The sequence below is a fragment of the Bradyrhizobium sp. CCGUVB1N3 genome, assembly GCF_024199925.1.
Taxonomy (GTDB): Bacteria; Pseudomonadota; Alphaproteobacteria; order Rhizobiales; family Xanthobacteraceae; genus Bradyrhizobium.
In genome coordinates this window covers 9,578,912-9,604,950 of record NZ_JANADR010000001.1, presented here as the reverse complement: position 1 = coordinate 9,604,950, position 26,039 = coordinate 9,578,912, and the positions used below count along the sequence as shown (strand labels likewise).

Below are 26,039 nucleotides of genomic sequence, written 5' to 3'. Positions count from 1 at the left end.
AGGTATCTCATGAAATCACTGAAACTCATCGGTCTGGCATTTGGCGCGTCCGTAGCGCTGTCGACGGCAGCGTACGCGCAGGATATCACCATCGCAGTCGCGGGCCCGATGACCGGCACCGAGTCCGCATTCGGCCGGCAGATGAAGAACGGCGCCGACCTGGCGGTGGCGGACATCAACGCCGCCGGCGGCGTCAACGGCAAGAAAATCACGCTCAACGCCGAAGACGACGCCTGCGATCCGAAGCAGGCCCGCTCGGTGGCGGAAAAGATCGCCGGCGCCAAGATCCCGTTCGTCGCCGGCCATTTCTGCTCGTCATCCTCGATCCCGGCCTCTGAAGCCTATGCGGACGGCAACGTCCTGCAGATCACTCCGGCTTCGACCAACCCGCTCTTCACCGAGCGCAAGCTGTGGAACGTGGCGCGCGTCTGCGGCCGCGACGACCAGCAGGGCCTGATCGCCGCGCAGTTCATTGCCAAGAACTACAAGGGCAAGAACATCGCGATCCTCAACGACAAGACCACCTACGGCAAGGGTCTTGCCGACGAGACCAAGAAGGCCCTCAACAAGGCCGGCATCACCGAGAAGCTCTACGAGTCCTACAACAAGGGCGACAAGGACTTCAACGCGATCGTCTCGCGTCTGAAGAAGGAGAATGTCGACCTCGTCTATGTCGGCGGCTACCACCAGGAAGCCGGCCTCATCCTGCGCCAGATGCGCGACCAGGGCCTGAAGACGGTGCTGATGTCGGGCGACGCGCTGGCCGACAAGGAGTATGCCTCCATCACCGGCCCGGCGGGCGAAGGCACGCTGTTCACCTTCGGCCCCGATCCGCGCAACAAGCCGACCGCGAAGAAGATCGTCGAAGCCTTCAAGGCCAAGGGCATCGATCCGGAAGGCTATACGCTCTACACCTACGCCGCGCTCCAGGTCTGGACGCAGGCGGTCAAGAAGGCCGGTACCACCGACGCCAAGAAGGTCATGGAGACCATCAAGGCCGGCAAGTGGGATACGGTGCTCGGGCCGATCGAGTATGACGCCAAGGGCGACATCAAGCAGATCGACTACGTCGTCTACAAGTGGGACGCCAAGGGCAACTACGCCGAGCTCGGCGCCAAGGGCTCCTAACAAGGATTCCTAACAAGGGCTCCCAACGGCCTCGGCCTTGAGGCCATCCTTACAAACGCCCCGGTTCGCCGGGGCGTTTTCCCATCCGGCAGTCAGACCACGGCCTTAAGCTTGCCCGCCTGCGCCGTCTTGAGCGCCTGGAGGAGATCGTTGGGCCGGAACGGCTTCTGCAGGCATACGACGTTGGCAAGGCCCGGCGCCTCCTCCATGAAGTCGAGCGCGGTCATGCCGGAGACGGCGACGATCGGGAAGTTTGGGGAGCTCTCGCGAATCGCCGTCATGACCTCGAGGCCGCTGGTGTCGGCCAGGAAAATGTCCACGATCGCCGCGTCGAACGCCGCCTCGCCGAATGCCTTCAGCCCGGCAGCGCCGCTCTCCGCCTCAACCACCTCGAAACGATTGACCCTGAGCACGATGGACACCATCGCCCGGACGTCCTTCTGGTCGTCGATCACGAGAATGCGGGTCATGGGAACGACTCCCGGCGTCATGAGATTGGTGTCAGACGGAAAATCTGCCTCCCGGAACGGGATCCCGCCACAGCGGTAGAGGTATTATTTCCCCGGTCAGTAAAGGCCAGCTTACCGGGTCTCGGCTCCTCGTTCTCTAAAAATTTAATTAAGCTCTAACCTTCGGTTGAGTCGCGTATCTTCTCATCGGAGCACGTGCCCAGACCCGGCTACCGCGAAGCGAGGTAGCGGGCTAAGATGCTTCCGAGGGAGTGTGTCTTACTGGAAGCGTCAATGGCGGTCCGCAAGAGGTGAACGTGCTGGCACCGAACGACCGAAGCACCTTCCTTTCGACCTTGCCAGCCGCTCGGAGCGATCGCACTGCAGCATTGACGATCGTTGGCGTCTCGTCGATTCTGTTCGCGCTGGCCGTTCCCTTCGCCCGCGTGCCGCTTGCGCGCGTTCCGGCCTTCGTCGCGAGTTACCAGTCCGCGCTCGCCGTCAGCGACGTCATCACTGCGGTGCTGCTGTTGTCGCAATTTGCGGTCTTGCGGACCCGCGCGCTGTTGATGCTCTCAACCGGCTACCTCTTCACCGCGGCCGCAGCCGTTGCCCACGCCCTGACCTTCCCCGAGCTGTTTGCGCCAACCGGACTGTTGGGCGCGGGTCCGCAGACCACCGCCTGGCTGTATATGATCTGGCACGGCGGCTTTCCGCTCTTCGTGCTCGCCTATGCTTGGCTGAAGGACGCTGGCGGCGGCGTCAAAATAAGGGGGACGGTGCGCCGCGCGATCCTCGGCAGCATACTCGGATCGGCCGTGGCGGTCATCGCCTTCGCTTGGATCGTCACGGCCAAGCATGACCTGCTGCCGGACCTTTTGCGCGACGGCCGCTTTACGCCCACACAGATCGGCGTGATCTCGTTCGTATGGTCCTTGAGCGCCGCCGCCCTGGTCACGCTGTGGTTTCGGCGGCCGCATTCGGTGATCGACGTCTGGCTCATGGTTGTCATGTGCGCCTGGCTATTCGATATCGCCCTGTCGGGAATCCTCAATGGCGCGCGTTTCGATCTCGGTTTTTATGCGGGGCGCATTTACGGCCTGTTCGCGGCGAGCTTCGTGCTGGCGGTGCTGTTGATCGAGAATGTCCGCCTGCAGGCGCAGACCATGGATTTGCTCGGCATGCTGCGACGGCAAACGGCTTCGGAGCGCGATCGTTTCGGCGAACGCGAGCGGCTGTTCAGCTCAGTCGTGGAATCCTCCAACGATGCCATCATCACCAAGACGCTCGATGGCACCATCACCGCGTGGAACCGCGCCGCCGAGCGCGTGTTCGGCTTCTCCGCGGCGGAAGCCGTCGGACAGCCGATCGACATCATCATGCCGGAAGGTCGTCGGGAGGAGATGGAGGAGATCCTCGCCCGCACCCGCAATGGCGAGGTCATCGAGCAGCACGAAACCGTGCGCGTGAACAAGAGCGGGCAGCCGCTCGACGTCGTGCTCAGCCTGTTCCCGCTGTGGTCGTCGGACGGCAAGATCATCGGCGCCTCCAAGATCGCCCGCGACATCACCGAGCGCAAGCGAACGCAGGCGGCGCTCAATCGCGAGGTCGAGGAGCGCGAGCGCATCTTCGAGACGTCGCAGGACCTGATCCTGGTCACTGACGGCTACGGCAATTTCGTCCAGGTCAGCCCGAGCGTGAAGGATATCCTCGGCTTCAGCCCGGAGGACATGATCGGACACAACGCGACGGAGTTCATCCATCCCGACGATCTCGAGGGGACACGCGAGGAAATGCGCGCCGCGCGGCGCGGCCTGACCAAGCGCAGCTTCGAGGCGCGCTACCCCCACCGGGATGGGCACGACGTCACGCTGAACTGGCTCGGCACCTGGTCGGAGCCGGTGAAGCGCCATTTCTTCATCGGGCGCGACCTCACCGAGAAGCAGGCGGCGGAGGCGCAGTTCAGGCAGGCGCAGAAGATGGACGCCATCGGCCAGCTCACCGGCGGCGTCGCTCATGATTTCAACAACGTGCTCACCGTCATCACGGGCACAATCGGGATCCTGTCCGAGGCCGTCGTCGACCGGCCCGATCTGACGGCGATCACCAGGCTGATCGACGATGCGGCCGAACGCGGCGCGCAATTGACCAGGCACCTCCTCGCCTTTGCCCGCAAGCAGCCGCTGCAACCGCGCGAGGTCGACGCCAACGCGCTGGTCGTGGAAGCCGCCAAGCTGCTGCGCCCGACGCTCGGCGAGCAGATCACCATCTCGTCGCAACTGACCGAGGACGCCTGGCCGGCGCTGGTCGACCCGAGCCAGCTCACCACCGCGATCCTGAACCTCGCCCTGAACGCGCGCGACGCCATGCCCGACGGCGGCACGCTGGTCCTGGAGACCCGCAACGTCTTCCTCGACGACAGCTATGCGAGCATGAACCCCGACATCATCGCCGGCAATTACGTGATGATCGCGGTGAGCGACACCGGCATCGGCATTCCGGCTGCAATGATCGAGCGGGTGTTTGACCCCTTCTTCACGACGAAAGAGGTCGGCAAGGGTACGGGACTTGGGCTGAGCATGGTGTTCGGCTTCGTCAAGCAGACCGGCGGGCACGTCAAGATCTACAGCGAGGAAGGTCACGGCACGAGCGTGAAGATCTATTTGCCGCGCTCGAGCGGCGTGCAGGAGACCCCACTCGAGGCGCTGCGGAACGTGCCGATCGAGGGCGGCGACGAAAAGATCCTGATCGTCGAGGACGACGCGCTGGTGCGCCAATATGTCGTGACCCAGGTCAGGAGCCTCGGCTACAACGCGCTGGAAGCGGCGAACGCGGCGGAAGCGCTGACGCTGATCGACGGTAATGCCGATATCGACCTGCTCTTCACAGACGTGATCATGCCCGGCGCCATGAACGGCCGCCAGCTCGCCGACGAAGCGGCCAGGCGCCGCCCGGCGCTGAAGACGCTGTTCACGTCAGGTTATACCGAGAACGCCATCGTCCATCACGGCCGGCTCGATTCCGGGGTGCTGCTGCTCGCAAAACCCTACCGCAAGTCCGAGCTCGCCGGGATGCTCCGCATCGCGCTCGGCAGTTGAGCGCAGCTTGCGCCTGCGCTATCGCTGACGGCACTGTCGCTTGCAGCGCCGGGAGTCCGCCTTGAAAAACCTCCTCACCGATATCGCCGGCGTCCGCGTCGGGCACGCCCACGACGAAAAGCTCGCCTCGGGTGCGACCGCGATCGTCTTCGACCAGCCGGCGGTGGCGGCGATCGACGTGCGCGGCGGCGGGCCCGGGACGCGCGAGGACGCGCTGCTCGACCTTGCCAACACGGTCGAGCGCGTCGATGCGATCGCACTGTCGGGCGGCTCGGCCTTCGGGCTCGAGACCGGCGGCGGCGTACAGGCCTGGCTCGCCGAGCAGGGCCGCGGCTTCCGGGTCCGCGAGGCGCTGATCCCGATCGTGCCGGGCGCGATCCTGTTCGATCTCCTCAATGGCGGTGACAAGGCCTGGGGCCGCTTCCCGCCCTATCGCGACCTCGGCTACGCCGCGGCAGCCTCAGCCGGCACGGACTTCGCGATCGGCAGTGTCGGCGCCGGCCTCGGCGCCACCACGGCGAACTTCAAGGGCGGGCTCGGCTCGGCGTCCGCCGTGACCAGCAACGGCATCAAGGTCGCCGCGATCGCCGCGGTCAACGCGGTCGGCAGCGTAACCGTCGGCGACGGCCCCTGGTTCTGGGCCGCGCCGTTCGAGGTGGGCGGCGAATTCGGCGGACGCGGCCTGCCGGATACCTTCACGGACGACATGCTCAAGATGCGCATCAAGGGCGGGCCGGCCGCGAGCCCGCGCGAGAACACGACGATCGGCCTCGTCGTCACCGATGCGACGCTGACCAAGGCGCAAGCCAAGCGCCTCGCCATGATCGGGCAGACGGGCTTTGCCCGCGCGATCTATCCCGTGCATGCACCGACCGACGGCGACGTGCTGTTTGCCGCCGCGACTTGCGAAAAGCCGATCGATCCGATCGTCGGCCTCACCGAGGTCGGCATGGTCGCAGCCAACGTCGTGGCGCGCGCGATTGCGCGCGGCGTGTACAGCGCGACGGTGTTGCCGTTCGCCGGCGCGCTACCTTCGTGGAAGGATCGGTTCGGCTAGTCCGACACTCTCGTCACCGCCCGGCGTGAAAGCGGCGGCGGTCAAGCACAGAGACATGGTTGGGGAGCTGCCAAACAAAACATCAAAAACAACCCCATGCAAAGTAAGAGGGCTTGTCGCCGTCGCCATGCTCGGGCGACGCCGAAACATTTGAGATAGCAGAGGGATAGGGAGAAGCAGCGGTGTACTGGTTGCTCTGGTCCCGAGCTCGGTCGCGGCAAACGTGGTCGCACGCGGCGTCGAGCGCGCCATCGCGCTGCCGACTGACGATGCGCTACGGGCGTGGAAGGATCGGTTCGGCTGAAGTGGCGTCCTTGCCGCAGCGCGGCGCATCGGAATCCACCGCAAACCTATTGCAACCGAAGTGTGTATCACTACAATATCGCCCGCGGCCGGCGTAGCGACTATTTTTGTCATCAGCCGGAGCAATTGCACATATTTAACACGACCGCGCATCCCATTGTTTGCCAATTCCTTTAGAGGAGACGGACCGTGAGCACGGAACCAGAGGGCGGATTAGGAATCGCAGCTGCAATCGCAAATCTTCGTGCCGAACTCGAAACGGCGATGGCCGATGGCGCAGGAAAGGCGTTGCGCTTCTCGGCCGAGGAGATCACGCTGGAACTCTCAGTCGGCTTCACTGTGAGCAAGGATGGCAAGGTCGGAATCAAAGTTTGGGTTGCCGAAGCGGGTGGCGGCCTCAAGCGGGACGACACCGGCAGCCACAAGGTCACCTTGAAGCTCAAGATTGACGGATCCAACCGGATCGCCGACGACAGCGCCCAGCGCCTGCCGACCCCCGACGATCCTCCGAAACCGAATGCTAACGGATAGCTAGCGCTCGGCTTCGGCGCCATGGATCCGCGGGACCGATTTCTCGATGTGGTCAAGATCCAGTCCACCAACCCCGATCAATCAGGGACAGGTTGGCTGGTACGGCCGGGATTGGTCCTGACCGCGTTGCACTGCGTGGCCAATGAAAAAACCTGGCAGCGCGCGGATAAGGTCTATGCCTATCTCGGGCGCGAGCTCTCGAAGGACCAAACACGACCGATCGCCGCGGAGGTCGTCTGGCCACCGCCCGTTCCCCAGGGAACTGTACCACCGGACATCGCCGTCCTCTTGCTCAAGGACGAGGCGGCGAGGCCGCAGCGCGAAATGCAATTTGCCGACTGGCCAGAGGACGACACGGTCGCCTGGACCGTGGGATTCCCACGTGCCCAGGCGAAGAACCAGCCTCATGAGCGCGTCGCACACGTCAATCTGCCCGGGAAATGCTGGACGTTCTCGGAGAAGCCTCCGACCATCGCCTTCAATTCAACCCTCTCGGTGCCTGCCAATGACGCAGCCGCGTGGAAAGGCCTCTCTGGTGGACCGCTTGTTGCCGGTAACTTGATCCTCGGTGTCATGCGACGGTACCCGGATGGTTGGGATCCCGCGAGTGTTCTCGAGGCAGAGCCAATCGGCGCCCTCCTCAGTCAAGATCAGCATCTGTGCAATCTGCTCGGCGCGACTCCTCCGCTGCCCAAGGCGCGCAACATCATCATCACGGACATTCCTCCGGAATTTCGCAAGCTGTCCCAGATCATCCACTTCTTTGACCGCACCACGATTGCCGGAAGCGTCATCGATACGATCGTCGATGCGACCGCAAATGGCACATCCGTGGAGATCATCGCCTACGGCCAAGAACAGGATCGATGCGGCGACCTGGTTATGCGCATTCACGAAGAGGCCTTGCCAAGGCTGTTCCAGGATCGCACGTCGGGACTGCTTGCGGTGTCCTGGCCGCAAGATTCCAATGACCCCGTTTCCGCCGTGAAGACGATGTGCCGCAACACGGCCCGCAACATGCTTCTAAGTCCGCCCTGGCCCGAGAAATGGGAGGAGATTGCCGCCCAATTGAAGGGGCATTCGGTGGCACCCTGGTTTCATGTCTCGCTGCCTGCCAAGCCCACGCCACTCGACTTTCATTTGATTACCGAATGGCGGCAATGTTGGGCAGGTGTCCAACGCGCGCGCGGCGAGGCCGCGGGATACGTTCTCACGTTTGAAGGACGGCCGGCAGATGGCAATCTGCTGGAACAGCTCAAGAAACCTGCGACTGGCCTTTTGAGCAAGTCGGTCTACCTCGGCCCGCATTCCCTCGAACATGTCAAAGCGTGGCCGGACGATATCCGCAATCTGATCTTGCTGAAGGTCCTGCAAAGCGATCGCCCCGTGGAACTCCAGTCGTTGGCGCGCAGCCTCGAACCGCATGTCACGAGCCGTGGCTGGATCAACTTTACCCAGAAAGATCTGCTTTGGCTTTTGGAAGGACAGATATAACCGGAGGAGTAGGACCGTGGCGGCACTTGACAGCACGATCAGCAACACTCTCAACAAAGAGCCGCTGTTTTATCGCGGCGGAACGCAGGGACCACGCAGGTCACTATCGGAGCTTCCCTTGCCTGCGCGAATTCTCGGCGGTCAGCCGGACGCATATCGTGCCAGTCCAAGCCTGATACGGGCGGTCAACGTGGCAATGAGTTTGCGGATGCCTCTGCTGCTTGCGGGTGAGCCGGGCGTGGGCAAGACCGAGCTGGCGACGGCCATCTGTGCCGATCTCGGACTTCCGGTCGGGACATCGCTCATCCGGATGACCGTGACATCCGACGCATCGAAGGAAACCATTCTCTATCGTTTCGACGAACTCGGACGACTGCGCGACGCCTACCGCGATGCCGACGATGCAAACCCCAAACCGGTTAGGCCCATGACCCGCAGGACGGGCGATGCTAGATCCAAGGAGCCGATTTCGGCCTACATCGCCTTTGTCGGACTTGGTCGCGCCATTCTCGAAGCCGGGGGGCCCAATGCGCCGCTGCAAAAGCTCGAAGCGGTTGGCCGGGGTTCCCGATTCCGCGGCGAGCTCAATGTCTTTCAGGATTTGGTCGCAGACGACCTGCCGATCCGCCAGTCGCCGCCGATCGTCCTGATTGACGAAATCGACAAGGCGCCGCGAGATCTGCCGAACGATCTGCTGACAGAGCTTGATCTGATGCAGTTCGACATTCCTCAGCTCGGCGTGCGGGTGCGCCTCGACAACCCGCGAAGCTGGCCGATCGTCATCATGACGACCAACTCGGAACGCAGCCTGCCTGAAGCTTTCCTGCGGCGCTGCATTTTCCACCATATCGACTTCCCCCCACAGGAGTCCCGGTTTCCCGGAGACGTAACGATCGGCGAGATCGTGCGGGCGCGTCTTGCAGACATTTCCGTCTCGGAAGCTCTCTTCGACGACGCGCTCAGCTTCGTCCACGAACTGCGCATACAACGCGGTCTCGGCAAGCGGCCCGCGACGGCTGAAGTGCTGGCCTGGATGCGGCAACTGCTCGATCCCGAACGATCCGGACGCACGTCGGTCTCAAGCCTTCGCAATCTGCCTAGCGAACAGCTCGAGGCGTCGCTGGGCGTGCTCCTCAAATCGACGCCCGATCTCGAATTGGGGCGCAATGTGCTTCAATCATGGCTCAAGCAGAAGACATAGCCCCCCATCGTGCAGTACCGGATCTCGACGGCCTGCTTGATCGGCTCCGGCGAGAGGATGGTTTGCGCATCGGCATCGACCGGCAGATCATGGCTGCCGCCCTGCTCCGGCGCCTGGCGAGCGCCGGCGTCCTGCTCAACGAACCGTTTGTTGCGGCCGATTGGCTTGCGCCCCTTCTCTGCACGAGCGCACGCGACCAAGGCGCCTTGCGGGCGCGTCTGGCGGCCGAAATGCGAACATCGGAAACTGAGACCACCGAGTTGGCCCCGGTCGCCGAGCTAGTGCAACCGATTAAGACCCTTTCGCGAGCCGAAGATGCTGCGCGCACCGTTGGACGCAATTGGCTGGTTTGGATCGGGATCGCCAGCTTCATCACGATTCTGCTGGCGCTACTCATCGATCCCACCTCTCCGTTGCCGATCGGTCCTTTCAAGCCTAACGGGACGGGTCCAACACCTACCCTTCCCGCGACTTGGCTTGATGCAGCGCCGGTTTATCTGGCAACGCTCGTCGGCATCATCATGGCCGTCATCGTTCTGCGAAGCCGTCACCGCGAACGCGTCAAGGTCGCTGTTTCGCGCCCGGATGAAGTGCCACCGTTCCTGGGAGGTCACCTCGCGTGGTTTAGTGAAGGATCGCTACGAACATCGCTACGCTCGCTGCGCCGCCACTTGTCGCCGCATGGCTATTTTCTCAATTTGCCGCTGACCGTTCGCAAGACCGTCCGTCACGCCGGCGTTCCCATCATCGTCCGGGGCGGTCGTCCAAAGCTGCCCGAGCACGTCGTCCTTGCAGAGCTGAACCACGCCGAGGATCAGATGAGGGTTCCGGTTGAGGCTTTGCTGAGATGCCTGCGCGAGGGCGGCGTGCACAGCGACGCATATGCATTCTTCGGCAGACCTCACATCGCACACCGCTGGGCCGGCGGCCAAGTCGAAACCCTAGATCACGTTGCGTTGCGCCACTACGGCGCGCGGCTGCTGGTAATCTCCGACGGACGGCCGTTCTATGATCGTCTCGCCGACGCAGCGATCAATTCGGCGCCGATCGATGAGTTTTCCGAACGAATCTTGCTTGTTCCCGAACTAACGACCCCACCAAGCTTTGCCGTGCAGGCTCTGCGCCGAGCTGGCTGGTTCGTCGTGGAGTTCCGAACTGAAGGGATTCGGCAGATTGCGGAATGGCTGCTGTCGCCGCGTGAATACGAGGTGGCGACAGAAGAAGCGACCGCGGACGAAGAGCAGCCGTCTCCACAATTTCAGCTCGAACCCGCTCTCTTGGACGGCCGCAAGCTACCGTCGCCGCAGCGGGCGGCGCTTCTCCTCGATCAGTTGCGTGAATGGCTGGGCGAGCGCGCTTTCGCGTTGCTAGCCATTCTCGCAGTGCAGCCACGCCTTTCACCAGCCACGACCGACGGCATTGCAGGCCATTTGACATTGCTGGGGGTTCCCATGCCCGGTGAATCCTCGCTCGCACGGCTGGCCAATCTTCCCTGGATGCGTCGGGGCGAGCTGCCAAACTGGCTTCGGATTGCGCTCGTCGATCGAATCCCCAAGGAGTTGCGAGAGACCGCACGGTCCGCCTGGCTGTTGTACATGGCCGGCGAGGCGGCACCGCGCCGCTACAGCACTGCCACAACCGCAGCGGTCATCTCCCCGGACGATCTCAGTCAGTTGCGTGAGATAGCGCTTGAGCGCATGGACCCGTCGGATCGATCCGACCCGCTGATGAAGGGAATGATCGGAGAGCGTGTCGGCTCGCGGAGAGTGGCGCTCAACGATCTAGACTGGCGAACCGGCTTCGCCGTCGTCTTGACTGCCGCGACCGTCGCATTCGCCGCGTATTTCGTCGTGACACATGCGCAACGCCTGGGTGGCTTGATCTTCAGGGCGGCACAATCGATCGAACCGGTCGCGAGGGACATCACGAATCTCGGGCTCGTCGCTATCGCTCTCCTCTTCTTCGCGCCGCGATATCGCATCGTTAACGCAGGTCTCGCGGCTCTTGCGACGTTGGCCGCGGCGGTCCTCATGCTAGCCGCCCTCGCCGCCGAGCCGCTGCCTGCGATACGTCATTTGTGTATTGCCGAAGGCTTGATGGCCACGATCGCGTATCGCTGGTTCAGCGCAGACGCTCCATCCCCACTTGTCGTAAGAGCCCTGTTCTCGCTGGCTCACCCCTGGGCCAATGCTGCCGTGGTGACCGTACTCATCGGCTATGCGGCATCCGGCAATCTGCAGCGCGTGCTGGAGGGTAGCGACATCCTCCTGTGGATTGAGCATGAGTTCGCGATGCTCAGCATCGGCGCCTTCATGGCCTGGTCGTTGGGAACCAGGATGATAAGCCAGGGAGCCGCGCCCCGACCCGCGATCGCGAAGGCCGCAAGCCTTTACGTGGTCGGGCAGGCGCTGGCCGGTGTCGCCTTCTTCCTTGTCGTTGATGCTGTCTCGGTGCCTCTCTTTGACATTAGCTGGAGTGATCACAAGGAGTTCTGGTGGCCTCTTGATGCAAATGCGCGCCTGATCGGCGGCATCGCCGCCGGGCTTTTGGCCTTCGAGCAGCCAAGGTGGCAGCCCCAGTCTCCGCGATCGCGTTGGATAATACGATGGCGCCTGCTCGTGCAGGGCATTCCCTTCACTTCGACATTCCTCGTCCTTTTCGGAATGGCGTTTGGTGTCGTGCTTCCCATTGCATTCGCATTCAGCCCACAAATTGCGCAGTTCGCCGCGAATATTGGTATTCCGAACGCTGCGTTCAGGACGCTTACAATCTACGGCCCATGGCTATCGCTTGCGCTCGTTGGCCTCGTGCTGCTGATCGCCTGGAACGAGGAGGTCCCCGCCTCCGAGCGGAGGCCTCTGGTAGGCCTCCTTGCTCTTGCGGTCGCCGTCCCCATCCTGCACATACTCATCCCGACAATAACCGACGACCCGACGGTAACCGCAGTCTTCCGCCAGCTTTCCTGGCTGATGAATTGGCTGTTGCTCTGGCCGATCATACGTACCGTGCGGTCAGATCTCGTAGTTGCGCCCAGGGATGGGCTGTGGTGGCGATGTCTGCTGCTTGTACCGTGCGCCCTGTCGGTCCTGAGGCTTGGCGGCTTCCATCAATTGGCCTTGCCTGTTTCGGCGTGGATCGCGGCGCACTACGGCGCCCGCGCCTTGCCCGCGATGTCGCTGGCGCTTGTGCCGATGATGCTGTGCATCGCAATTGACCGCTCATTCGTCGCCGTCAGTCCCGCTCTGGGCTGGGCCCTTGCGGCGCTCCTGGCCGCGATGTTCGCGACCGACGCCAGGCTGCGGGCCTCGGTCCTCACGCAGGATCGGGTGACCACGCCACAGATGGTCATCCTCTGTCTCCTCATGATCGAATTGGACGTTGGCAACTCTTCGTTGCGGATCAATGCCGATCTGTATCCGCTCGCGCTCATACTGCTTGCCTTTATCGGGCTGTCCCGTGCGCCGCTGCACCGTCTCATCGTCGTGCTCGCCGTCGTCGAATTGACGGGCGCGTTGCTGCAGTGGGGCAGCAACGCTGTTGACGTACCCGTATTTCGCTTCTTTCTCGGTTACCCGGGTCTCGCCGGCTTCGTCACTGTCGTTCTGGTGCTGGTCATGACACGGCTCATACGCTCAGCCATCGACGCGCCGCCTCGCGTGCGTCGATCCGTCGGCACAGCGCCGCTCAGCGAACGTATGTTCGCCGTCGAATCTCCGTTCGGCGAGGCGGGATCGTCGGAACTGCGGGCGCGCGTCTCGCAGATTGATTTGCCCCGATCGATCCAGCGCTTGCTGCAATCCCTCCTCGGGCTCCGCGGCCCGGCTCTTTGGTTCGTGATAGGATTGATCGTGCTGGATTGCGTCGGGGTCAACATCTCCGTGGGCGGGGTCTTACTCGATCCGTTTGTGCGATATCAGCTGTTCCTGGTTGGACTCGGCATCGGTGCTGCCGATCGCATTGACCCCTACCGTATCGGCCTGCTCCACTCGCTATCGCAGGCGAATTTTCTCTCCCGCGTCCCGGAACCTCACAGAATGGCGGCGAAAATTGGCGGCGTTGTACTCCTGCTGTCGGCCCTGCCGGAGCTGGAAGTATCCATTAGGCCATTCCGGATCAATTCTGACCGTGCATTCCTTGGCGCCTTATCGAATGCTCTGATCGTCGGATCATTCTACTATGTTGGGCGCGCGCTGCCGGGGCTGATTGCCGCTAGATCTCTGGCAGACGTTTCGCGCACCACGGCCTGGAATTCCGCGCCGGTCAAGGCAGGTCTCGGCGCAGCCATCCTGTGCATTGTCGGAGCGCTCGCTGTGGTAGGGGGCACCTTGGCCTACGAGTACAATTGGGCGAAGCCGCCTCTCGTGGAGACGCCAAGGCCAAATCCGGTGGAAACTCCGAGGCCTCCCCCCACGCTTACGCCCAGCCCAACGCCCGCTCCGATCCCCACCACTCCTACGCCGTCTCAGGCGACACCGGCGCCACCTCAAACTACACCGACTCCCGCGGAGGATGTCAGCAAAGCGAAAACGCCCACCGGCTCGCCAAATATCCCGCGGTTCCGGTGTTTCCCGACCCCGTCGCCTGGCGAATACATCAGGTACCGACACAACCCACAGACCGGAAGCTACGATCTTGACCCGGTCAGGGTTCCTGCGAGCGAGTGTCTCGCTTTCGGCGAGAGCGAGAAATGAAGCTCCCTGATCGCCCCGGACGCCGGGGTGTCAAATCGCGCCGGTGCTTACACGCTCACCGACAGCGACGAGGCCGCGGTGGCCGACAATTGCTGCGCCTCGCGCTGGATCATCTGCTCGATCCAGTTGTAGGACGATGTCGCCGAGTTCGAGCCGCTGGAGTTGGAACCGGAGCTCGATGAGCTCGACGCAGCCGGCGTCGTCATGGAGACCTTCGAGCCGTCGGCATAGGTGATGGTGGTCGTGGTCGAGCCGTCGCTGTTGGTCGCGGACGTCGTGGTCGCCCCGGTCAAGGGATCGGAGCTGCCGTCCGAGCTGCTGCCGCTGGCGTCCCCGGAGCCGCTGGAGCTGCCGGCGCTTTCGGCCTGGTGGTGGCCGTGATGCCCACCCTGCAGCGCCTTCGACATTTCGTCGAGGCTGACGCTGCCGTCGCTATTGCTGTCGAGTTTGGAAAAGACGTCGTCGGCCTGCGCCACATTGGTGCCGCCCGCGCCCAGCGCGTTTTCGAATTCCGATTTGGTGATCTTGCCGTCGCCATCGGCATCGATCTGCGAGAACAGATCCTTCAGGGCGTCCTGCGGGCTCATCGAGGTCGACGATGAGCTCGTTGAGGAGCTCGACGAGGTCGAGCTGGAGGAGCTGCTCGTGCTCGCCGACGACTGGCTTTGCGCCGCAATCAGCGCGCTCATCGTCTCAGGCGAGATCTGCGGACAGTTGCCGGAGTTGACCGACGAGCTCGCGCCGCTCGTCGTGCTGCTGCCGCTGTCGATCGAGAACGGGTTGGTCGCCCCTTGCGTGGAGCCTGTCTGCTGCGTCGAGGACGTCTTCGAGGATGTCAGCGACTGCAACGCATCGAGCGCACCCGATACCGCACCAAGGGCGAACAACATTCGACAACTCCAGACGATGCGGCAAGCCGCGGCCTATGCTCCAAATCCAGTCAGCAAGCGTCGTGCCAGCGCAAAAACCTCAATCAAATCCGGCTTCCCCGCGCCTTGCACCGTCGGGGAACACCGGCAATTCGTGCCGGTTGCGGCAGAATTTTCCGCCCACAGGAAGCGCCTCCCCCTGCATTGCTCCCCCGCATCGCCCATGTTAGGCGAGGCCCATCGTCACACGCTCCAACGGCTTTCTCGGGAAACCGTGCCCATGACCCAAGCCCTCGCACTCCGCCCCCTGGTGATCGCGCCGTCGATCCTCGCGTCGGATTTTTCCAGGCTCGGCGAAGAGGTGCGCGCCGTCGACGCCGCCGGCGCCGACTGGATGCATCTCGACATCATGGACGGACATTTCGTCCCGAACATCTCGTACGGCCCCGACGTCATCAAGGCGATGCGTCCGCACACCAAGAAGATCTTCGACGCGCATCTGATGATCTCGCCTTGCGATCCCTATCTGGAGGCCTTCGCCAAGGCCGGCTGCGACCACATCACCGTGCATGCGGAGGCGGGTCCCCACCTGCACCGCTCGCTCCAGGCGATCCGCGCGCTCGGCAAGAAGGCCGGCGTCTCGCTCAACCCGGGCACGCCGATCAGCGCGATTGAATACGTCGTCGACCTGATCGATCTCGTGCTGGTGATGTCGGTCAATCCCGGCTTCGGCGGGCAGTCCTTCATTCCCTCCGCGCTCGGCAAGATCCGCGACATCCGCGCGATGACCGCAGGCAGGCCGATCGACATCGAGGTCGATGGCGGCGTCGGACCCGAGGTCGCGGGGGCGCTAGCGGCAGCCGGCGCGAACGCCTTCGTCGCCGGCACTGCGGTGTTTCGCGGCGGCACGCAAGAGGCCTACAAGACCAACATCGACGCGATCCGCAATGCGGCCGCGAACGCGCGGGGCGAAGCGATCTGAACCTGCGCGCACGAAATATATTGCGGGTTTCTACGGGTGCTGCACCGCGACAAACTTAAAATTGCCTTGAACCCCGTAATCACCCCAGCTTCCCTGATTCGTACAAATCAATGCACAAGAGCGCTCCCCTTTTTGACGGGAGCACATCATGACGACGACCTTGGTCTGGACTGGCGTGGCATTGTGGCTCGGCTTGAATGCAGCAGTCGCGGCGCGCTGCGTCTATGTCGCGCGACCGGTGAAAGTCGTGGCTCGTTCCGCCCGCATCATCCATCTCAATCGCTACCGACGCTAAAGGGGCGGGCAGGTCGCGATCGTGAAGCATCAACCGAAGCGCCGCATCCCGCGGTGCCCGTATCCGGACCTCAACTATCTCTTCGGCCGCGCGTGTGAGGCCAACGACACCGGGTCCGAGATCGTGGACCTGGAACAGTTCCGGTCACAGCGTCAGTATTTAATCCTTTTCTGGAATCGCCCGATGAAACCGCTTTGCCCCAACTGCCTGAACGAAATGTCGAAGGCAGCTTCCTCCCGGAATCTGTTCCATTGCCAACCCTGCCACGAGATCATCCAGTTCTTCGGCGTCGGTCCCGACCATAGCGACGCCGAGCCCGATTTCTGGTTGCCCGTCCGCCGCAAGCGCGACGGTCACGGCGCTCACGCCGCCTGATCCGCAGATCTGGTCTAGCCTGCAGCTTCGTCCGCCTTCACCTCATCTGAATCCGCCGCCATCCGCGGCGGCCGCACCACGGTGACGGTGCAGGCCGCTTCCGAGGCCACCTGGGATGAAACACTGCCCAGCAACGTGCGCCTGAACGAGCTCTGCCGCGCGCCGATGATGACGTGGTCGACCTGGTTGATCTCGGCGAATTCCAGGATCGCGGCGGCCGGATCAACCGCCTCCAGCACATGAACCGTGAGCCGGCTCTCGTCGAGCTTGAGCGGCGTCGCCCAATGCCTGAGTGCGACCATCCGGTCGATATGCTTGTTGGATCCGTCTTCGTCGAGTGTCCGGTCGATCACGAGACGGTTGAGCTTCAGCACGTTGACGCAAGCAAGCCGCGCCGAGGGCAGCGTAGCCAGGATCCGCTCGGTGGTGACCCGTAGCGCCTCGTTCAATTCAGCCGCGCCCTCGGCGGTGTCGAGAGCAACCGCAAGTATCGGGCTCGACGCAATCTGCGCCGCCACATCCGATTTCGGTCGCGGCTGCGTCGCCTCATGATTGAAGCGCCGCCGCCAGGCGATCGAGAGCGGATCGTGCTTGAGCCGCTCCGAGCGCGCGGTGAGCCTGACCTTGTCGGGATGGGTGAGATCGAAGGCAAGCTGCGAGGCGGTCGGATAGCGCCGGACCGGCTCGATCTCCAGGCACCGAAGTACGATTTCCTGAAGCCAGGGCGGATAGTCGGGACGCAATTTGCGCGGCGGATGCGGATCGCGCCACAGCCGGCGCCGCATTGCGCGCAGTGTCTCGCCCTCGCCGAAGGGACGCTCGCCCGTGGTGAAGAAATAGAGCAGCACGCCCAGCGAAAACAGATCGCTACGCGGATCGTCGCGCACGCCCAACAGCCGCTCCGGCGCCATATAGGGCGCCGTGCCGTAGGGCAGCCGGAACTCCTCCTGCAACAGATCCGGCAGATGGTCGTGGTGCGACAGCCCAAAGTCGATCAACACCGCCTCGCCGGTTGCCCGGAACATGATGCTGCTCGGCTTGATGTCGTGGTGGATCACGTTCTGCCGGTGCAGATCGGCCAGCGCGGTCGCGATTTTCGCGACCAGCACGCGCGCCTCCTCATAGGGCAGCGGCAGGTCGGGCAGCCGCGGATAGAGCGTGGTGCCGGGGAGCTGCTCGATCACGACATAGGCCTGGCGCGCGAAATCGCCGGTACCGAAGCAGTGCGGCACGTGCGGGCCGGCGAGCCGCGGCAGGATCATCTGCTCCATCTCGAAGGAGACGATGGCGGCGGGGTCTTCGCCCTCGGACACCCGCGGAACCTTCATCAGAAGCGGCGCGTCGATGCCGGGATGGGTGACCGTCCACAGCGTCGCCATGCCGCCGGCATGCACGCATTCACCGACGGTGAAGCCGTCGATCTCAGCTCCGACCTTGACCAGGGATTTCGGCATCGCTCAGCGCCCCTGCGACAGCCGGTCGGCCAGCCAATGCGGCAGGCCGTTCTCCCGGATCCGGCTCGCCGCCGCCTCTATGTCATAGGGCACACGGCAATAGGTGATCTGACAGCTCTCGGTGTCGAACAGCGTAAAGCAGGCGGAGGGGTCACCATCGCGCGGCTGGCCGACCGAGCCCATCACCGCGAGCCATTGCCGGCCGCGCAGGAGCTGCACGGGAACGTCGGTCCTGGGGACGAAGCTCGTCATCTTCGCGGTCACCGACATCGAATAGAGCGCCGGGCGATGAATGTGACCACAGAATGTGACGTGGCACGGCGTCGCGATCAGGCTTTTCGCGGCATCCGTGGTCGAGCGAACATAGTGCCATCGCGTCGGGTGCGAGGCTTCCGAATGCACATAGAGCCGGTCGGTATCCTCGATGGACATCGGCAGCTCGGCAAGGAAGCGCCGCTGCGCGGCATCGAGCCGGCCGCGGGTCCATTCGATCGCGATCTGCGCCTCGGCGTTCATGGTCTCGGCCGACGATTGGACCGCCTGGTCGTGATTTCCGCGCACAGCGACGGCGCCGTGAGCCACCAGTTCCATCGCTGTATCGACCACCCATTCCGGATCGGCGCCATAGCCGACGAAATCGCCGAGCAGGATGAAGCGCTCCGCGCCGCGCTCGCGCGCCGCCTTCAGGCACACGTCAAAAGCCTGCCGGTTGCCATGGATATCCGAAAAGACGGCCAGTCGCACGCGTCCTCCACCCTCAAATCCTATTCGTATGCCGATAAAGCCAATTTGAGGGACGTCAACAAGATGCGACAGCGCGCGGCCGTTGACCAGCGGTCGCCCCCAGGGCAAATGGTTGGACCTACTGCTCGTCCTTGGGGGGCATTCTGGGCGGCGGCAGCGGGGTAAACACCGCGCCCTGCGCGCTACCCGCCGGCGGAGCCGTGAATTCGCCGGTCGATGAATCGCCGCCGGCCGTCTCAATCACGGCCTTGGGCGTTACATATTCCCGCACCATGTCGATGATGGTGCCGTCACCGCCGCCAAAATCCGCGGCGCGCCCGCCCTGCGGGTGTCCTGCCGCGATCTCGTTCTCCGCAGCATGGGTCTTCTCGGCCAGCGCGTCATTATAGGGAACGCGGAACGCCCTCGGGATGCCGCTCGGCCGGTGGTCCTCGTCGAGCTCCTCGACCCAAAGATAGATCGAGCCGGGGTCACCCTCCAGCGAATGCGGCTCGACGATGCGCGCCGCCAACAGCTTGAACGACGCAGGCAGCCGGTCCGTGGTAGCCCAGCCGAGCAGCCCGCGCATTGCGCCGAAGCTGACGAGGTAGAAGACGCTGGTCACAATGACCGCCATGGCCTTCAGCGACCAGTGCATGCGTCCATAGACCAGCACGACCAGGAGCAGCGCGCCGATCACGGCGTAAGCGACCGAAATCGTGAGAATGACCAGTTGCAGGCTAGTCACGGCGCATCCTCACGCCGGTCTTCGGATCGATATCCGCGCCGTTGCGCCAGCTGCTGCGGAACGTCTCCAGCAGCGATTTCGGCCGCTGGTCCACGTTGACGACCTTCCCTTCCGCATCGAGCCGGAACCGCACCGCCGTCTTCTCGTCACCGGTATGGTTGAGCGTCAGCTTGTTGTCGAAGATCACCTGCGCGGTCGGGTTGAGCTTCTGTACCTTCACATTCGCCGCGACCGGTTCGTTGGTCGTGGCCTGGAAATGCGAGACGTTGACGGTGTATTCGCCGGCGACGATGCCGCGCACGGTGACGATCTCCTCGCGGATGGGGGATGCGATCTTCTTGCCGTTGACCACGATGAAGTCGTTGGCTCCGCCGCGGTCGTCGCGGTCGAGGGTGAGAAAGCCGGCCTCGCGATGCCGGTACCAGGCGATGTTGCCGGCGGGATCCTGCACGAACAGGTCGAGATCGTCGGGGTGATTGTCCGGCCAGTCCAGCGTGATCATGAACTCGGCCTTGGAATCGATCTTGCCGTCCTTGGCGTCCGGGGAGACGGCAAGAAGTGCGAGGAAGAACAGGAAGGCGATCACCTGGAGCGCCTTGAACAGCATCACGCCGAGCGGATCGAACGGCTCCTCGCGCGGATAGAGCCCGAAATCATCCATCATGGCGGCGTTCCCGGACGCTTGCGTTCCAGAGCCGGCGTGACGTAGGTCTCGGTCAGCACGACGGCGTCGGAGAACACCCGCTGGGTCGCGGCGTCGAGCATGTAGTACTGGATGCGAACCAGGATCGAGCCGACGAGGCCGGCAAGCGTCGTGTACATCGCGACCGCCATGCCATCGCTCATCAACCCCATCGAGGATCGCATCGCGACCTTGTCGGCCGCGTCCAGTCCAGCAATCGGCGCCAGCATGATGATGAAGCCGATGATGGTGCCGAGCAGGCCGAGCTTCATCAGCGTATCCGAGACGAAGGCGCCGAACCCGTTGGAGCCGCGCAGGCGGTCGACAAGCGTCCGCAACAGCAGCGTCTGGTCGACCGCCCGATAGTCCTGGGCCGCGGCTTTCGTCACCAGGCTCTCGATGTGATCCCTGACGAGGCCAGGCGGCAGCGATGTGCCGGTGGTATCGAGCGCCTTGCTGCCGTCCTTGGTTGACAGCACCGCACGGCAGCGCCGCGCCGCCGCCCCTTCCCGCGCGATCGCGCGGGTCCGCCAGAAGCAATGGCCGCAGGTGACGACATAGAGCACCGCGATCAAGCTCGAAATGTAGGTGCGGTCGGAGACCACCATCAGATGGATCAGGCCAAAGCGCCACAGCAACACGACGGCGAAGACCGACAGGCCCGTAAAGACCATCCAGAGCAGGAGTGCGCTCCGCTCCGACGGGTCGGCCGCAGGCGGCGCGCTCTTGCCGATGGTGATCGAACTCATGCTGTCTCGCTCCCCGGTCCAAAAACGACCCGTCGCCGATTAGATCAAAGCCGCCGCGCGCAGTCCAAAGAGCCATGCCCAAAACGGCTTGGGAAATTTTCCCGAGCAGCATCGCCCGTCAGCTCCCGCGATTGGCAAGATGCGGCGGCGTTGTTATCGTGACCTTACCAAACGTTGGGGGTGATCGCATGCGCCTCGTGCTTCAGCTCGTCGCCCGTTTGCTTGTGATCGTCGCGCTGTGCCTGACCGCCGCGACGGTCTGGGCGACGTTTGATGCCTATCGCAGCGTCGATCGCGCCACGGCCGCGTCCGCCCAGCGGGTCGCACATGCGCTGGAGGCGCTGTACTGGCGCGAGCTCTTGCTGCGCAGCAACAGGATGCGCGAGCATCTCGTACCGGTTCCGGACTGGCGCACGCTCGATACGATGAAGCTGATTGCGCCGGGTGTCTGCGTGCAGTTCCAGCCAGCGGCTGCATTCGAGAAACCTCTGTGCGGCCAGAGCCAGGGAATCGGCCAGACCCCGCCGCGCTGGTTTGCGTCCCTGGTCCCGACCTTCCTCGGCAGTCATGCCGAAGTCGTGCGGCCGGTGAGCCCGCGCGCGGCCGCGGCCGGCACGGTGGTGGCGACGCCTGATCCGGCTGCAGCGATCTCGCTCGCCTGGGAGTACATTCTCAACGTGATCGACGTCGCGCTCCTGATGTCGGTGGCGATTGCGCTCTTAGCCTCGCTTGCGATCGCGCATGCGCTCGCACCGGCCCGCTCGATCGTGACCGCCTTGCAACGGATGGCGCGCGGACAGTACCGCACGCCGCTGCCGCGCTTCCGCTCCATGGAGCTTGCGATGATCGGCAAGGCCGTCGGCGAGCTCGGCGGGCGGCTCGAGGAAGCGACCGAGCAGCGCGCGGCGCTGACCAGGCGCCTGCTCGAGATCCGCGACGACGAGCGGCGCGCGCTCGCCCGCGAGCTGCATGACGAGTTCGGCCAAAATCTGTCCGCCATCCTCGCCTTCGCCAGCACCATCGAGACGGCAGGCGCGAAGCAGACGAATGCGAGCGGGATCGCACAGGATGCACGCATGATCTCGCAGGCTGGGCACCGCATCATGGCGTCGCTCCGCGATACGCTGAAGCGGCTCCGCAATCCCCTGCCGGAGGAGCTGGGGCTTGAGGCGAGCCTCGTCAATCTCGTCGATAGCTGGCGCTCACAGAGCGCGACACAGCCGACGATCCAGCTCGACCTCAAGGGCGATCTTGCGGACATCAGTGGCCAGGCTGCCACCACCGCCTACCGCGTCGCCCAGGAATGCCTGACCAACGCGCTGCGCCACAGCGCGGCGCGCGAGATCAACTTGCGGATCGAGCGGCGCGCCGGCAAGGACGATGCCCTCCTGATCCGCGTCGAGGACGACGGCGGCGGCGATGCAGATCGGGTGGCGCAGTCGGCCGGCTTCGGGCTGACCGGCATCCGCGAGCGCGTTGCAGCCGCCGGCGGCTCGCTGTCGATCGCGCGTGCCAATCGCGGGCTGAGCGTGGCGGCGACCATTCCGCTGGCCGCATGAGGCCGACATGACGGAGGTAACGGCAAAGGGCATCTCGGTGCTGCTGGTCGACGATCATCCGATCGTCCGGCAAGGCTACCGGCGCGTCCTGGAAAGCCAGGGCGATTTGCATGTCGTCGCCGAAGCCGACAATGCCGCGGACGCCTACGGCGCCTTCAAGACGCACGATCCCGACGTCGTCGTGCTCGACATCTCGATGCCCGGCGCCAGTGGGTTGGAAGCCATCCGCAATATCCGCGCGCGCGATCCCCGCGCGCGTATTCTCGTTTTCACCATGCACAACGAAGCCGTGCTGGTGAAAGCTGCCTTTGGCGCCGGCGCATGCGGTTTCGTCACCAAGAGCAGCGAGCCCTCGGCGGTGGTCGCAGCCGTCCGCGCGGTTGCCCGTGGCGAGCGCGCCATCAGCGACGACATCGCCCATGTCCTGGCCGAAGAGAGCCTGTCACCGACGGGCTCGGTGCTCGATCAGCTGGGCGAGCGCGAGATCGAGATTTTGCGGCAGTTCGTCGGCGGCGCCACCACCGAGCAGATCGCCTCGCACCTCAATCTCAGTGTGAAGACCGTGCAGAACTACCACTATCTGATCAAGACCAAGACCGGCGCGCGGACGGACGCGCAACTCGTGCGGCTGGCGGCGAGCTGCGGACTAACGCGGATCTAGCAGCAATGCTGACGCATAGAGACCGTTGAGCGGCGCTCCAGCGGAACTGAGACCACTCAGCTCCGGTTAGTAACGCAGTGGAGGAGTAACGCCATGAGTAAGGCTAATCATAAGACAGTCGCCCATCCCCCGATCATTACCGTAGGCGAACTCATCGACGAGCTCTGCCGCCTGCCAGATACGGCTGCCGTCAGCTTCCGCTGCCCCATGCTCGAACAGGAGCTTACCTTCTACCGCCTTCGAAAGCGGTCAAGGGACGTCGTCGAAATCGAGATCAATCCATATCCGGAAAGCCCGCCGGTTGTGCCGTCGACCGATGCCGCCATCCACGCGCGGAGAAAGCCTCCTCATCCGCTTTCGCTTCGCGACGGCCCCCTCGCCCACAAGGCGAGAGGGTAAGCGGCCACCGGGTCTTTGCTGCGCCAGAACGAAATGATGAAGCGTCGGCCTTATGCCTTCAACCCGCGCAGTAGCAGCGTCAGCAGCGCGTCGACGCGGGCGGGCAGATCGGCGTCCTTCCACTCGTCGGCGTGGGCGGGATGGTGGTAGCGGCTGGTCGCATCGAAGATCGCGCGCGCGGTCACCTTGGCGTCGGCGACGTCGAACACACCCTGCTTGACGCCGTCGGACAGGATCGCCGACATCTGCTCGACCAGGCCGTCCTTGTGGCATTTCACCGCCGCGCAGGCTTCGCGCGCGAGCGTCAGATAGGTCTGGAACATCTCGGGATCGTCGCAGACGCGCTCGCGCTTGGCGGCAAACAACGTCCGCAGCCAGGCCTCGAGCCGCGCCGGCGCAGGTCCCGTATCCTGGGCGATCTTGCGCAGCGGCGCATCCATGCGCTCGAGCCAGCGCTTGGCCACGGCCTCGCGCAACGAGGCCTTGCTCGGAAAATGGCGATAGACGCTGCCATGGCTCACATCCAGTGCCCGGGCAACGTCGACCACGGTGGCCTTGGCAAGCCCATAGCGCCTGAGCACGTCCTCGGTGACTTCGAGGATGCGCTCCGGCGTCAAGACAACGGCTTCGTTCATGCCAGCACCATGTTCCCGTGAGAGGGGCCATTCACCCGGCGATCAGGCCGCATTCCGAAGCGGCCGTGCCGGTCGTTCGGAAAGCTCTTGCGTTAATGCGGCAGTTTTGCAGCCTGCGCCGCGATCTGGCGCGCCACCAGCACATTGAGCCAGTGCCCAATCTGCCCGGCGATATTGATGATTTCGGTCGTCATTGTCGTAAGTCTCCACTTCGTCCACGACCCACCCTCTTGGTTACGGCCCAGGGGTCCGTTTGTTTCGGACCCGGGCCCCGGGATGGACTCGCGGGACGCCCAATCGGAGCGTCCGAAGACGGATATACACGTCTTGCTGACAGATTTCAATATCTGTCAGTCAGCTTTTCGTGATTGACAGTCCCGCGAAAACGCCGGGCAAATCCCCCGTTTGCGGTGCCAAGCCGTTTGTTTCGCTCCCCCCGCTCTGCTAAATCGCGGCGTAAAAAGCATTCTGGCCGGTGTCTGCGCCCTCAGGCGCGCCCCGCCCCACCTGGAGCGCCTCGCGATGATCCCCCGTTATACCCGCCCGGAAATGGCCTCGATCTGGGAGCCGCAGACGCGGTTCAAGATCTGGTTCGAGATCGAGGCACATGCGGCGGACGCGCTCGCCGAGCTCGGGACGATCCCGAAAGAGGCCGCCAAGACGGTCTGGGACAAGACCCGTAACGCCACCTTCGACGTCGCCCGCATTGACGAGATCGAGCGCGAGACCAAGCACGACGTCATCGCCTTCCTCACCCACCTCGCCGAGATCGTCGGCCCCGAGGCGCGCTTCGTGCACCAGGGCATGACCTCCTCCGACGTGCTCGACACCTGCCTCAACGTCCAGCTCACGCGCGCCGCGGACCTGTTGCTCGCCGATCTCGACAAGGTTCTGGCTGCGCTGAAGAAGCGCGCCTTCGAGCACAAGATGACGCCGACCATCGGCCGCTCCCACGGCATCCATGCCGAGCCGGTGACGTTCGGCCTCAAGCTCGCCTTTGCCTATGCCGAGTTCTCGCGCGCCAAGGAGCGCCTGATCGCGGCGCGAAAGGAAGTCGCGACCTGCGCCATCTCGGGTGCCGTCGGCACTTTTGCGCAGATCGATCCGCGCGTCGAAGAGCATGTTGCGAAAGCGATGGGGCTCACGCCGGAGCCGATCTCGACGCAGGTGATCCCGCGCGATCGCCACGCGATGTATTTTGCTACCCTCGGCGTGATCGCCTCCTCCGTGGAACGTCTCGCGGTGGAAATCCGCCATCTCCAGCGCACCGAAGTGCTGGAAGCCGAGGAGTTCTTCTCGGAAGGGCAGAAGGGCTCCTCCGCGATGCCGCACAAGCGCAACCCGGTGCTGTCAGAAAACCTCACGGGTCTGTCGCGCATGGTCCGCGCCTATGTGACGCCGGCGCTGGAGAACGTCGTGCTCTGGCACGAGCGCGACATCTCACACTCCTCTGCCGAGCGCATGATCGGTCCGGACGCGACCGTGACGCTCGACTTCGCGCTCGTCCGCCTCGCCGGCCTGATCGACAAGCTCCTGGTCTACCCCGCCAACATGCAGAAGAACCTCGACCGCCTCGGCGGCCTCGTGCATTCGCAGCGCGTGCTGCTGGCGCTGACGCAGAAGGGCGCGAGCCGCGAGGACGCCTACAAGCTGGTGCAGCGCAATGCGATGCCGGTCTGGCGCGGCGAAGGCGACTTTTTGCAGCTCCTTAAGAAGGACACCGAGGTGAAGAAATATCTCTCGGACGCCGAGATCGAGGAGCAGTTCGACCTCGGCTATCACCTCAAGCACGTCGACACGATCTTCAAGCGCGTGTTCGGGGAGAGCTGATTTTCGTCGTCATTCCGGGGCACGCGCATCGCGCGTGAAACCCGGAATCTCGCGCCGCAACTTCTGGATTCCGGGTTCGATGCTTCGCATCGCCCCGAAATGACGCTATCCTCGGCAATCCAACAA

General features: G+C 63.8%; 22 protein-coding genes. 14 read left to right on the top strand and 8 right to left on the bottom strand.

Features of this window, described 5'->3' with window-relative positions:
- The first annotated feature begins 9 nt into the window (after positions 1 to 9).
- Complete coding sequence (locus NLM33_RS45295) at positions 10 to 1,128, top strand: branched-chain amino acid ABC transporter substrate-binding protein (RefSeq protein ID WP_254105192.1); 1,119 nt, start codon at positions 10 to 12, stop codon at positions 1,126 to 1,128.
- Between the two features lie 92 nt (positions 1,129 to 1,220).
- Here the strand turns inward: NLM33_RS45295 and NLM33_RS45290 are convergent, their stop codons facing one another.
- Positions 1,221 to 1,598: a response regulator gene (locus tag NLM33_RS45290; protein WP_254105191.1), complete on the bottom strand. Its 378-nt coding sequence runs from the start codon at positions 1,596 to 1,598 to the stop codon at positions 1,221 to 1,223.
- Between the two features lie 296 nt (positions 1,599 to 1,894).
- Here NLM33_RS45290 and NLM33_RS45285 point away from each other — a divergent pair, with 296 nt between their 5' ends.
- From NLM33_RS45285 to NLM33_RS45260, 6 genes are all read left to right on the top strand, one after another.
- Positions 1,895 to 4,675: a PAS domain S-box protein gene (locus NLM33_RS45285; RefSeq protein WP_254105190.1), complete on the top strand. Its 2,781-nt coding sequence runs from the start codon at positions 1,895 to 1,897 to the stop codon at positions 4,673 to 4,675.
- Positions 4,676 to 4,736: 61 nt separating this feature from the next.
- On the top strand, positions 4,737 to 5,732 hold the full coding sequence (locus NLM33_RS45280) for a P1 family peptidase (RefSeq protein WP_254105189.1): 996 nt from the start codon (positions 4,737 to 4,739) through the stop codon (positions 5,730 to 5,732).
- A gap of 492 nt (positions 5,733 to 6,224) precedes the next feature.
- Complete coding sequence (locus NLM33_RS45275; RefSeq protein WP_256570596.1) at positions 6,225 to 6,566, top strand: trypco2 family protein; 342 nt, start codon at positions 6,225 to 6,227, stop codon at positions 6,564 to 6,566.
- 21 nt (positions 6,567 to 6,587) lie between these two features.
- On the top strand, positions 6,588 to 8,060 hold the full coding sequence (locus NLM33_RS45270; RefSeq protein ID WP_254105187.1) for a serine protease: 1,473 nt from the start codon (positions 6,588 to 6,590) through the stop codon (positions 8,058 to 8,060).
- A 16-nt stretch (positions 8,061 to 8,076) separates the two neighbouring features.
- Entirely contained in the window at positions 8,077 to 9,261 is a 1,185-nt protein-coding gene (locus tag NLM33_RS45265) for a MoxR family ATPase (RefSeq protein WP_254105186.1), read from the top strand.
- A gap of 62 nt (positions 9,262 to 9,323) precedes the next feature.
- Positions 9,324 to 13,952, top strand: coding sequence for a hypothetical protein (locus tag NLM33_RS45260; RefSeq protein ID WP_254105185.1), 4,629 nt, complete (start codon positions 9,324 to 9,326; stop codon positions 13,950 to 13,952).
- A gap of 47 nt (positions 13,953 to 13,999) precedes the next feature.
- Here NLM33_RS45260 and NLM33_RS45255 read toward each other — a convergent pair whose 3' ends face one another.
- Positions 14,000 to 14,842: an EF-hand domain-containing protein gene (locus NLM33_RS45255; protein WP_254105184.1), complete on the bottom strand. Its 843-nt coding sequence runs from the start codon at positions 14,840 to 14,842 to the stop codon at positions 14,000 to 14,002.
- Between the two features lie 259 nt (positions 14,843 to 15,101).
- Between NLM33_RS45255 and rpe the strand changes: the two genes are divergently transcribed.
- The 3 genes from rpe (at position 15,102) to NLM33_RS45240 (ending at position 16,473) form a co-directional block, all read left to right on the top strand.
- Positions 15,102 to 15,803 (top strand): ribulose-phosphate 3-epimerase, encoded by a 702-nt coding sequence (rpe, locus tag NLM33_RS45250; protein ID WP_254105183.1) that lies wholly within the window; start codon positions 15,102 to 15,104, stop codon positions 15,801 to 15,803.
- 148 nt (positions 15,804 to 15,951) lie between these two features.
- Positions 15,952 to 16,098 (top strand): hypothetical protein, encoded by a 147-nt coding sequence (locus NLM33_RS45245; protein WP_254105182.1) that lies wholly within the window; start codon positions 15,952 to 15,954, stop codon positions 16,096 to 16,098.
- Positions 16,099 to 16,119: 21 nt separating this feature from the next.
- Complete coding sequence (locus tag NLM33_RS45240; protein ID WP_254105181.1) at positions 16,120 to 16,473, top strand: hypothetical protein; 354 nt, start codon at positions 16,120 to 16,122, stop codon at positions 16,471 to 16,473.
- Positions 16,474 to 16,487: 14 nt separating this feature from the next.
- Here NLM33_RS45240 and NLM33_RS45235 read toward each other — a convergent pair whose 3' ends face one another.
- From NLM33_RS45235 to NLM33_RS45215, 5 genes are all read right to left on the bottom strand, one after another.
- Positions 16,488 to 17,927 carry a bifunctional serine/threonine-protein kinase/universal stress protein gene (locus NLM33_RS45235; RefSeq protein WP_254105180.1) on the bottom strand — a complete coding sequence of 480 codons (1,440 nt, stop codon included), beginning with the start codon at positions 17,925 to 17,927 and terminating at the stop codon, positions 16,488 to 16,490.
- Positions 17,928 to 17,930: 3 nt separating this feature from the next.
- Complete coding sequence (locus tag NLM33_RS45230) at positions 17,931 to 18,671, bottom strand: metallophosphoesterase (RefSeq protein ID WP_254105179.1); 741 nt, start codon at positions 18,669 to 18,671, stop codon at positions 17,931 to 17,933.
- Positions 18,672 to 18,789: 118 nt separating this feature from the next.
- Positions 18,790 to 19,398, bottom strand: coding sequence for a hypothetical protein (locus NLM33_RS45225; protein ID WP_254105178.1), 609 nt, complete (start codon positions 19,396 to 19,398; stop codon positions 18,790 to 18,792).
- Entirely contained in the window at positions 19,391 to 20,062 is a 672-nt protein-coding gene (locus NLM33_RS45220; protein ID WP_254105177.1) for a hypothetical protein, read from the bottom strand. Before NLM33_RS45220 ends, NLM33_RS45225 begins: the two co-directional genes overlap by 8 nt.
- Positions 20,059 to 20,829, bottom strand: coding sequence for a MotA/TolQ/ExbB proton channel family protein (locus tag NLM33_RS45215; RefSeq protein WP_254105175.1), 771 nt, complete (start codon positions 20,827 to 20,829; stop codon positions 20,059 to 20,061). The genes NLM33_RS45220 and NLM33_RS45215 overlap by 4 nt, the downstream gene beginning before the upstream one ends.
- 188 nt (positions 20,830 to 21,017) lie before the next feature.
- Here NLM33_RS45215 and NLM33_RS45210 point away from each other — a divergent pair, with 188 nt between their 5' ends.
- From NLM33_RS45210 to NLM33_RS45200, 3 genes are all read left to right on the top strand, one after another.
- Positions 21,018 to 22,388, top strand: coding sequence for a sensor histidine kinase (locus tag NLM33_RS45210; RefSeq protein WP_254105173.1), 1,371 nt, complete (start codon positions 21,018 to 21,020; stop codon positions 22,386 to 22,388).
- Positions 22,389 to 22,395: 7 nt separating this feature from the next.
- A complete protein-coding gene (locus NLM33_RS45205) occupies positions 22,396 to 23,049 on the top strand; it encodes a response regulator transcription factor (RefSeq protein ID WP_254105171.1) in 654 nt (217 codons plus the stop codon).
- Positions 23,050 to 23,142: 93 nt separating this feature from the next.
- The gene (locus tag NLM33_RS45200; RefSeq protein ID WP_254105169.1) at positions 23,143 to 23,448 is read left to right on the top strand and encodes a hypothetical protein; all 306 of its coding nucleotides are present in this window, start codon (positions 23,143 to 23,145) and stop codon (positions 23,446 to 23,448) included.
- A 50-nt stretch (positions 23,449 to 23,498) separates the two neighbouring features.
- On the opposite strand, the gene NLM33_RS45195 is transcribed toward NLM33_RS45200, so the two are convergent.
- Complete coding sequence (locus NLM33_RS45195; protein ID WP_254105166.1) at positions 23,499 to 24,083, bottom strand: TetR family transcriptional regulator; 585 nt, start codon at positions 24,081 to 24,083, stop codon at positions 23,499 to 23,501.
- Between the two features lie 522 nt (positions 24,084 to 24,605).
- Between NLM33_RS45195 and purB the strand changes: the two genes are divergently transcribed.
- Positions 24,606 to 25,913: an adenylosuccinate lyase gene (purB, locus tag NLM33_RS45190; protein WP_254105164.1), complete on the top strand. Its 1,308-nt coding sequence runs from the start codon at positions 24,606 to 24,608 to the stop codon at positions 25,911 to 25,913.
- The last annotated feature ends 126 nt before the right edge of the window (positions 25,914 to 26,039 follow it).

Coding starts and splice junctions, on each gene's coding strand:
- purB (WP_254105164.1), top strand. CDS start 24,606: ATGATCCCCCGTTATACCCGCCCGGAAATGGCCTCGATCTGGGAGCCG.
- NLM33_RS45215 (WP_254105175.1), bottom strand. CDS start 20,829: ATGAGTTCGATCACCATCGGCAAGAGCGCGCCGCCTGCGGCCGACCCG.
- NLM33_RS45195 (WP_254105166.1), bottom strand. CDS start 24,083: ATGAACGAAGCCGTTGTCTTGACGCCGGAGCGCATCCTCGAAGTCACC.
- NLM33_RS45210 (WP_254105173.1), top strand. CDS start 21,018: ATGCGCCTCGTGCTTCAGCTCGTCGCCCGTTTGCTTGTGATCGTCGCG.
- NLM33_RS45245 (WP_254105182.1), top strand. CDS start 15,952: ATGACGACGACCTTGGTCTGGACTGGCGTGGCATTGTGGCTCGGCTTG.
- NLM33_RS45270 (WP_254105187.1), top strand. CDS start 6,588: ATGGATCCGCGGGACCGATTTCTCGATGTGGTCAAGATCCAGTCCACC.
- NLM33_RS45220 (WP_254105177.1), bottom strand. CDS start 20,062: ATGATGGATGATTTCGGGCTCTATCCGCGCGAGGAGCCGTTCGATCCG.
- NLM33_RS45200 (WP_254105169.1), top strand. CDS start 23,143: ATGAGTAAGGCTAATCATAAGACAGTCGCCCATCCCCCGATCATTACC.
- NLM33_RS45290 (WP_254105191.1), bottom strand. CDS start 1,598: ATGACCCGCATTCTCGTGATCGACGACCAGAAGGACGTCCGGGCGATG.
- NLM33_RS45295 (WP_254105192.1), top strand. CDS start 10: ATGAAATCACTGAAACTCATCGGTCTGGCATTTGGCGCGTCCGTAGCG.
- NLM33_RS45205 (WP_254105171.1), top strand. CDS start 22,396: ATGACGGAGGTAACGGCAAAGGGCATCTCGGTGCTGCTGGTCGACGAT.
- NLM33_RS45255 (WP_254105184.1), bottom strand. CDS start 14,842: ATGTTGTTCGCCCTTGGTGCGGTATCGGGTGCGCTCGATGCGTTGCAG.
- NLM33_RS45235 (WP_254105180.1), bottom strand. CDS start 17,927: ATGCCGAAATCCCTGGTCAAGGTCGGAGCTGAGATCGACGGCTTCACC.
- rpe (WP_254105183.1), top strand. CDS start 15,102: ATGACCCAAGCCCTCGCACTCCGCCCCCTGGTGATCGCGCCGTCGATC.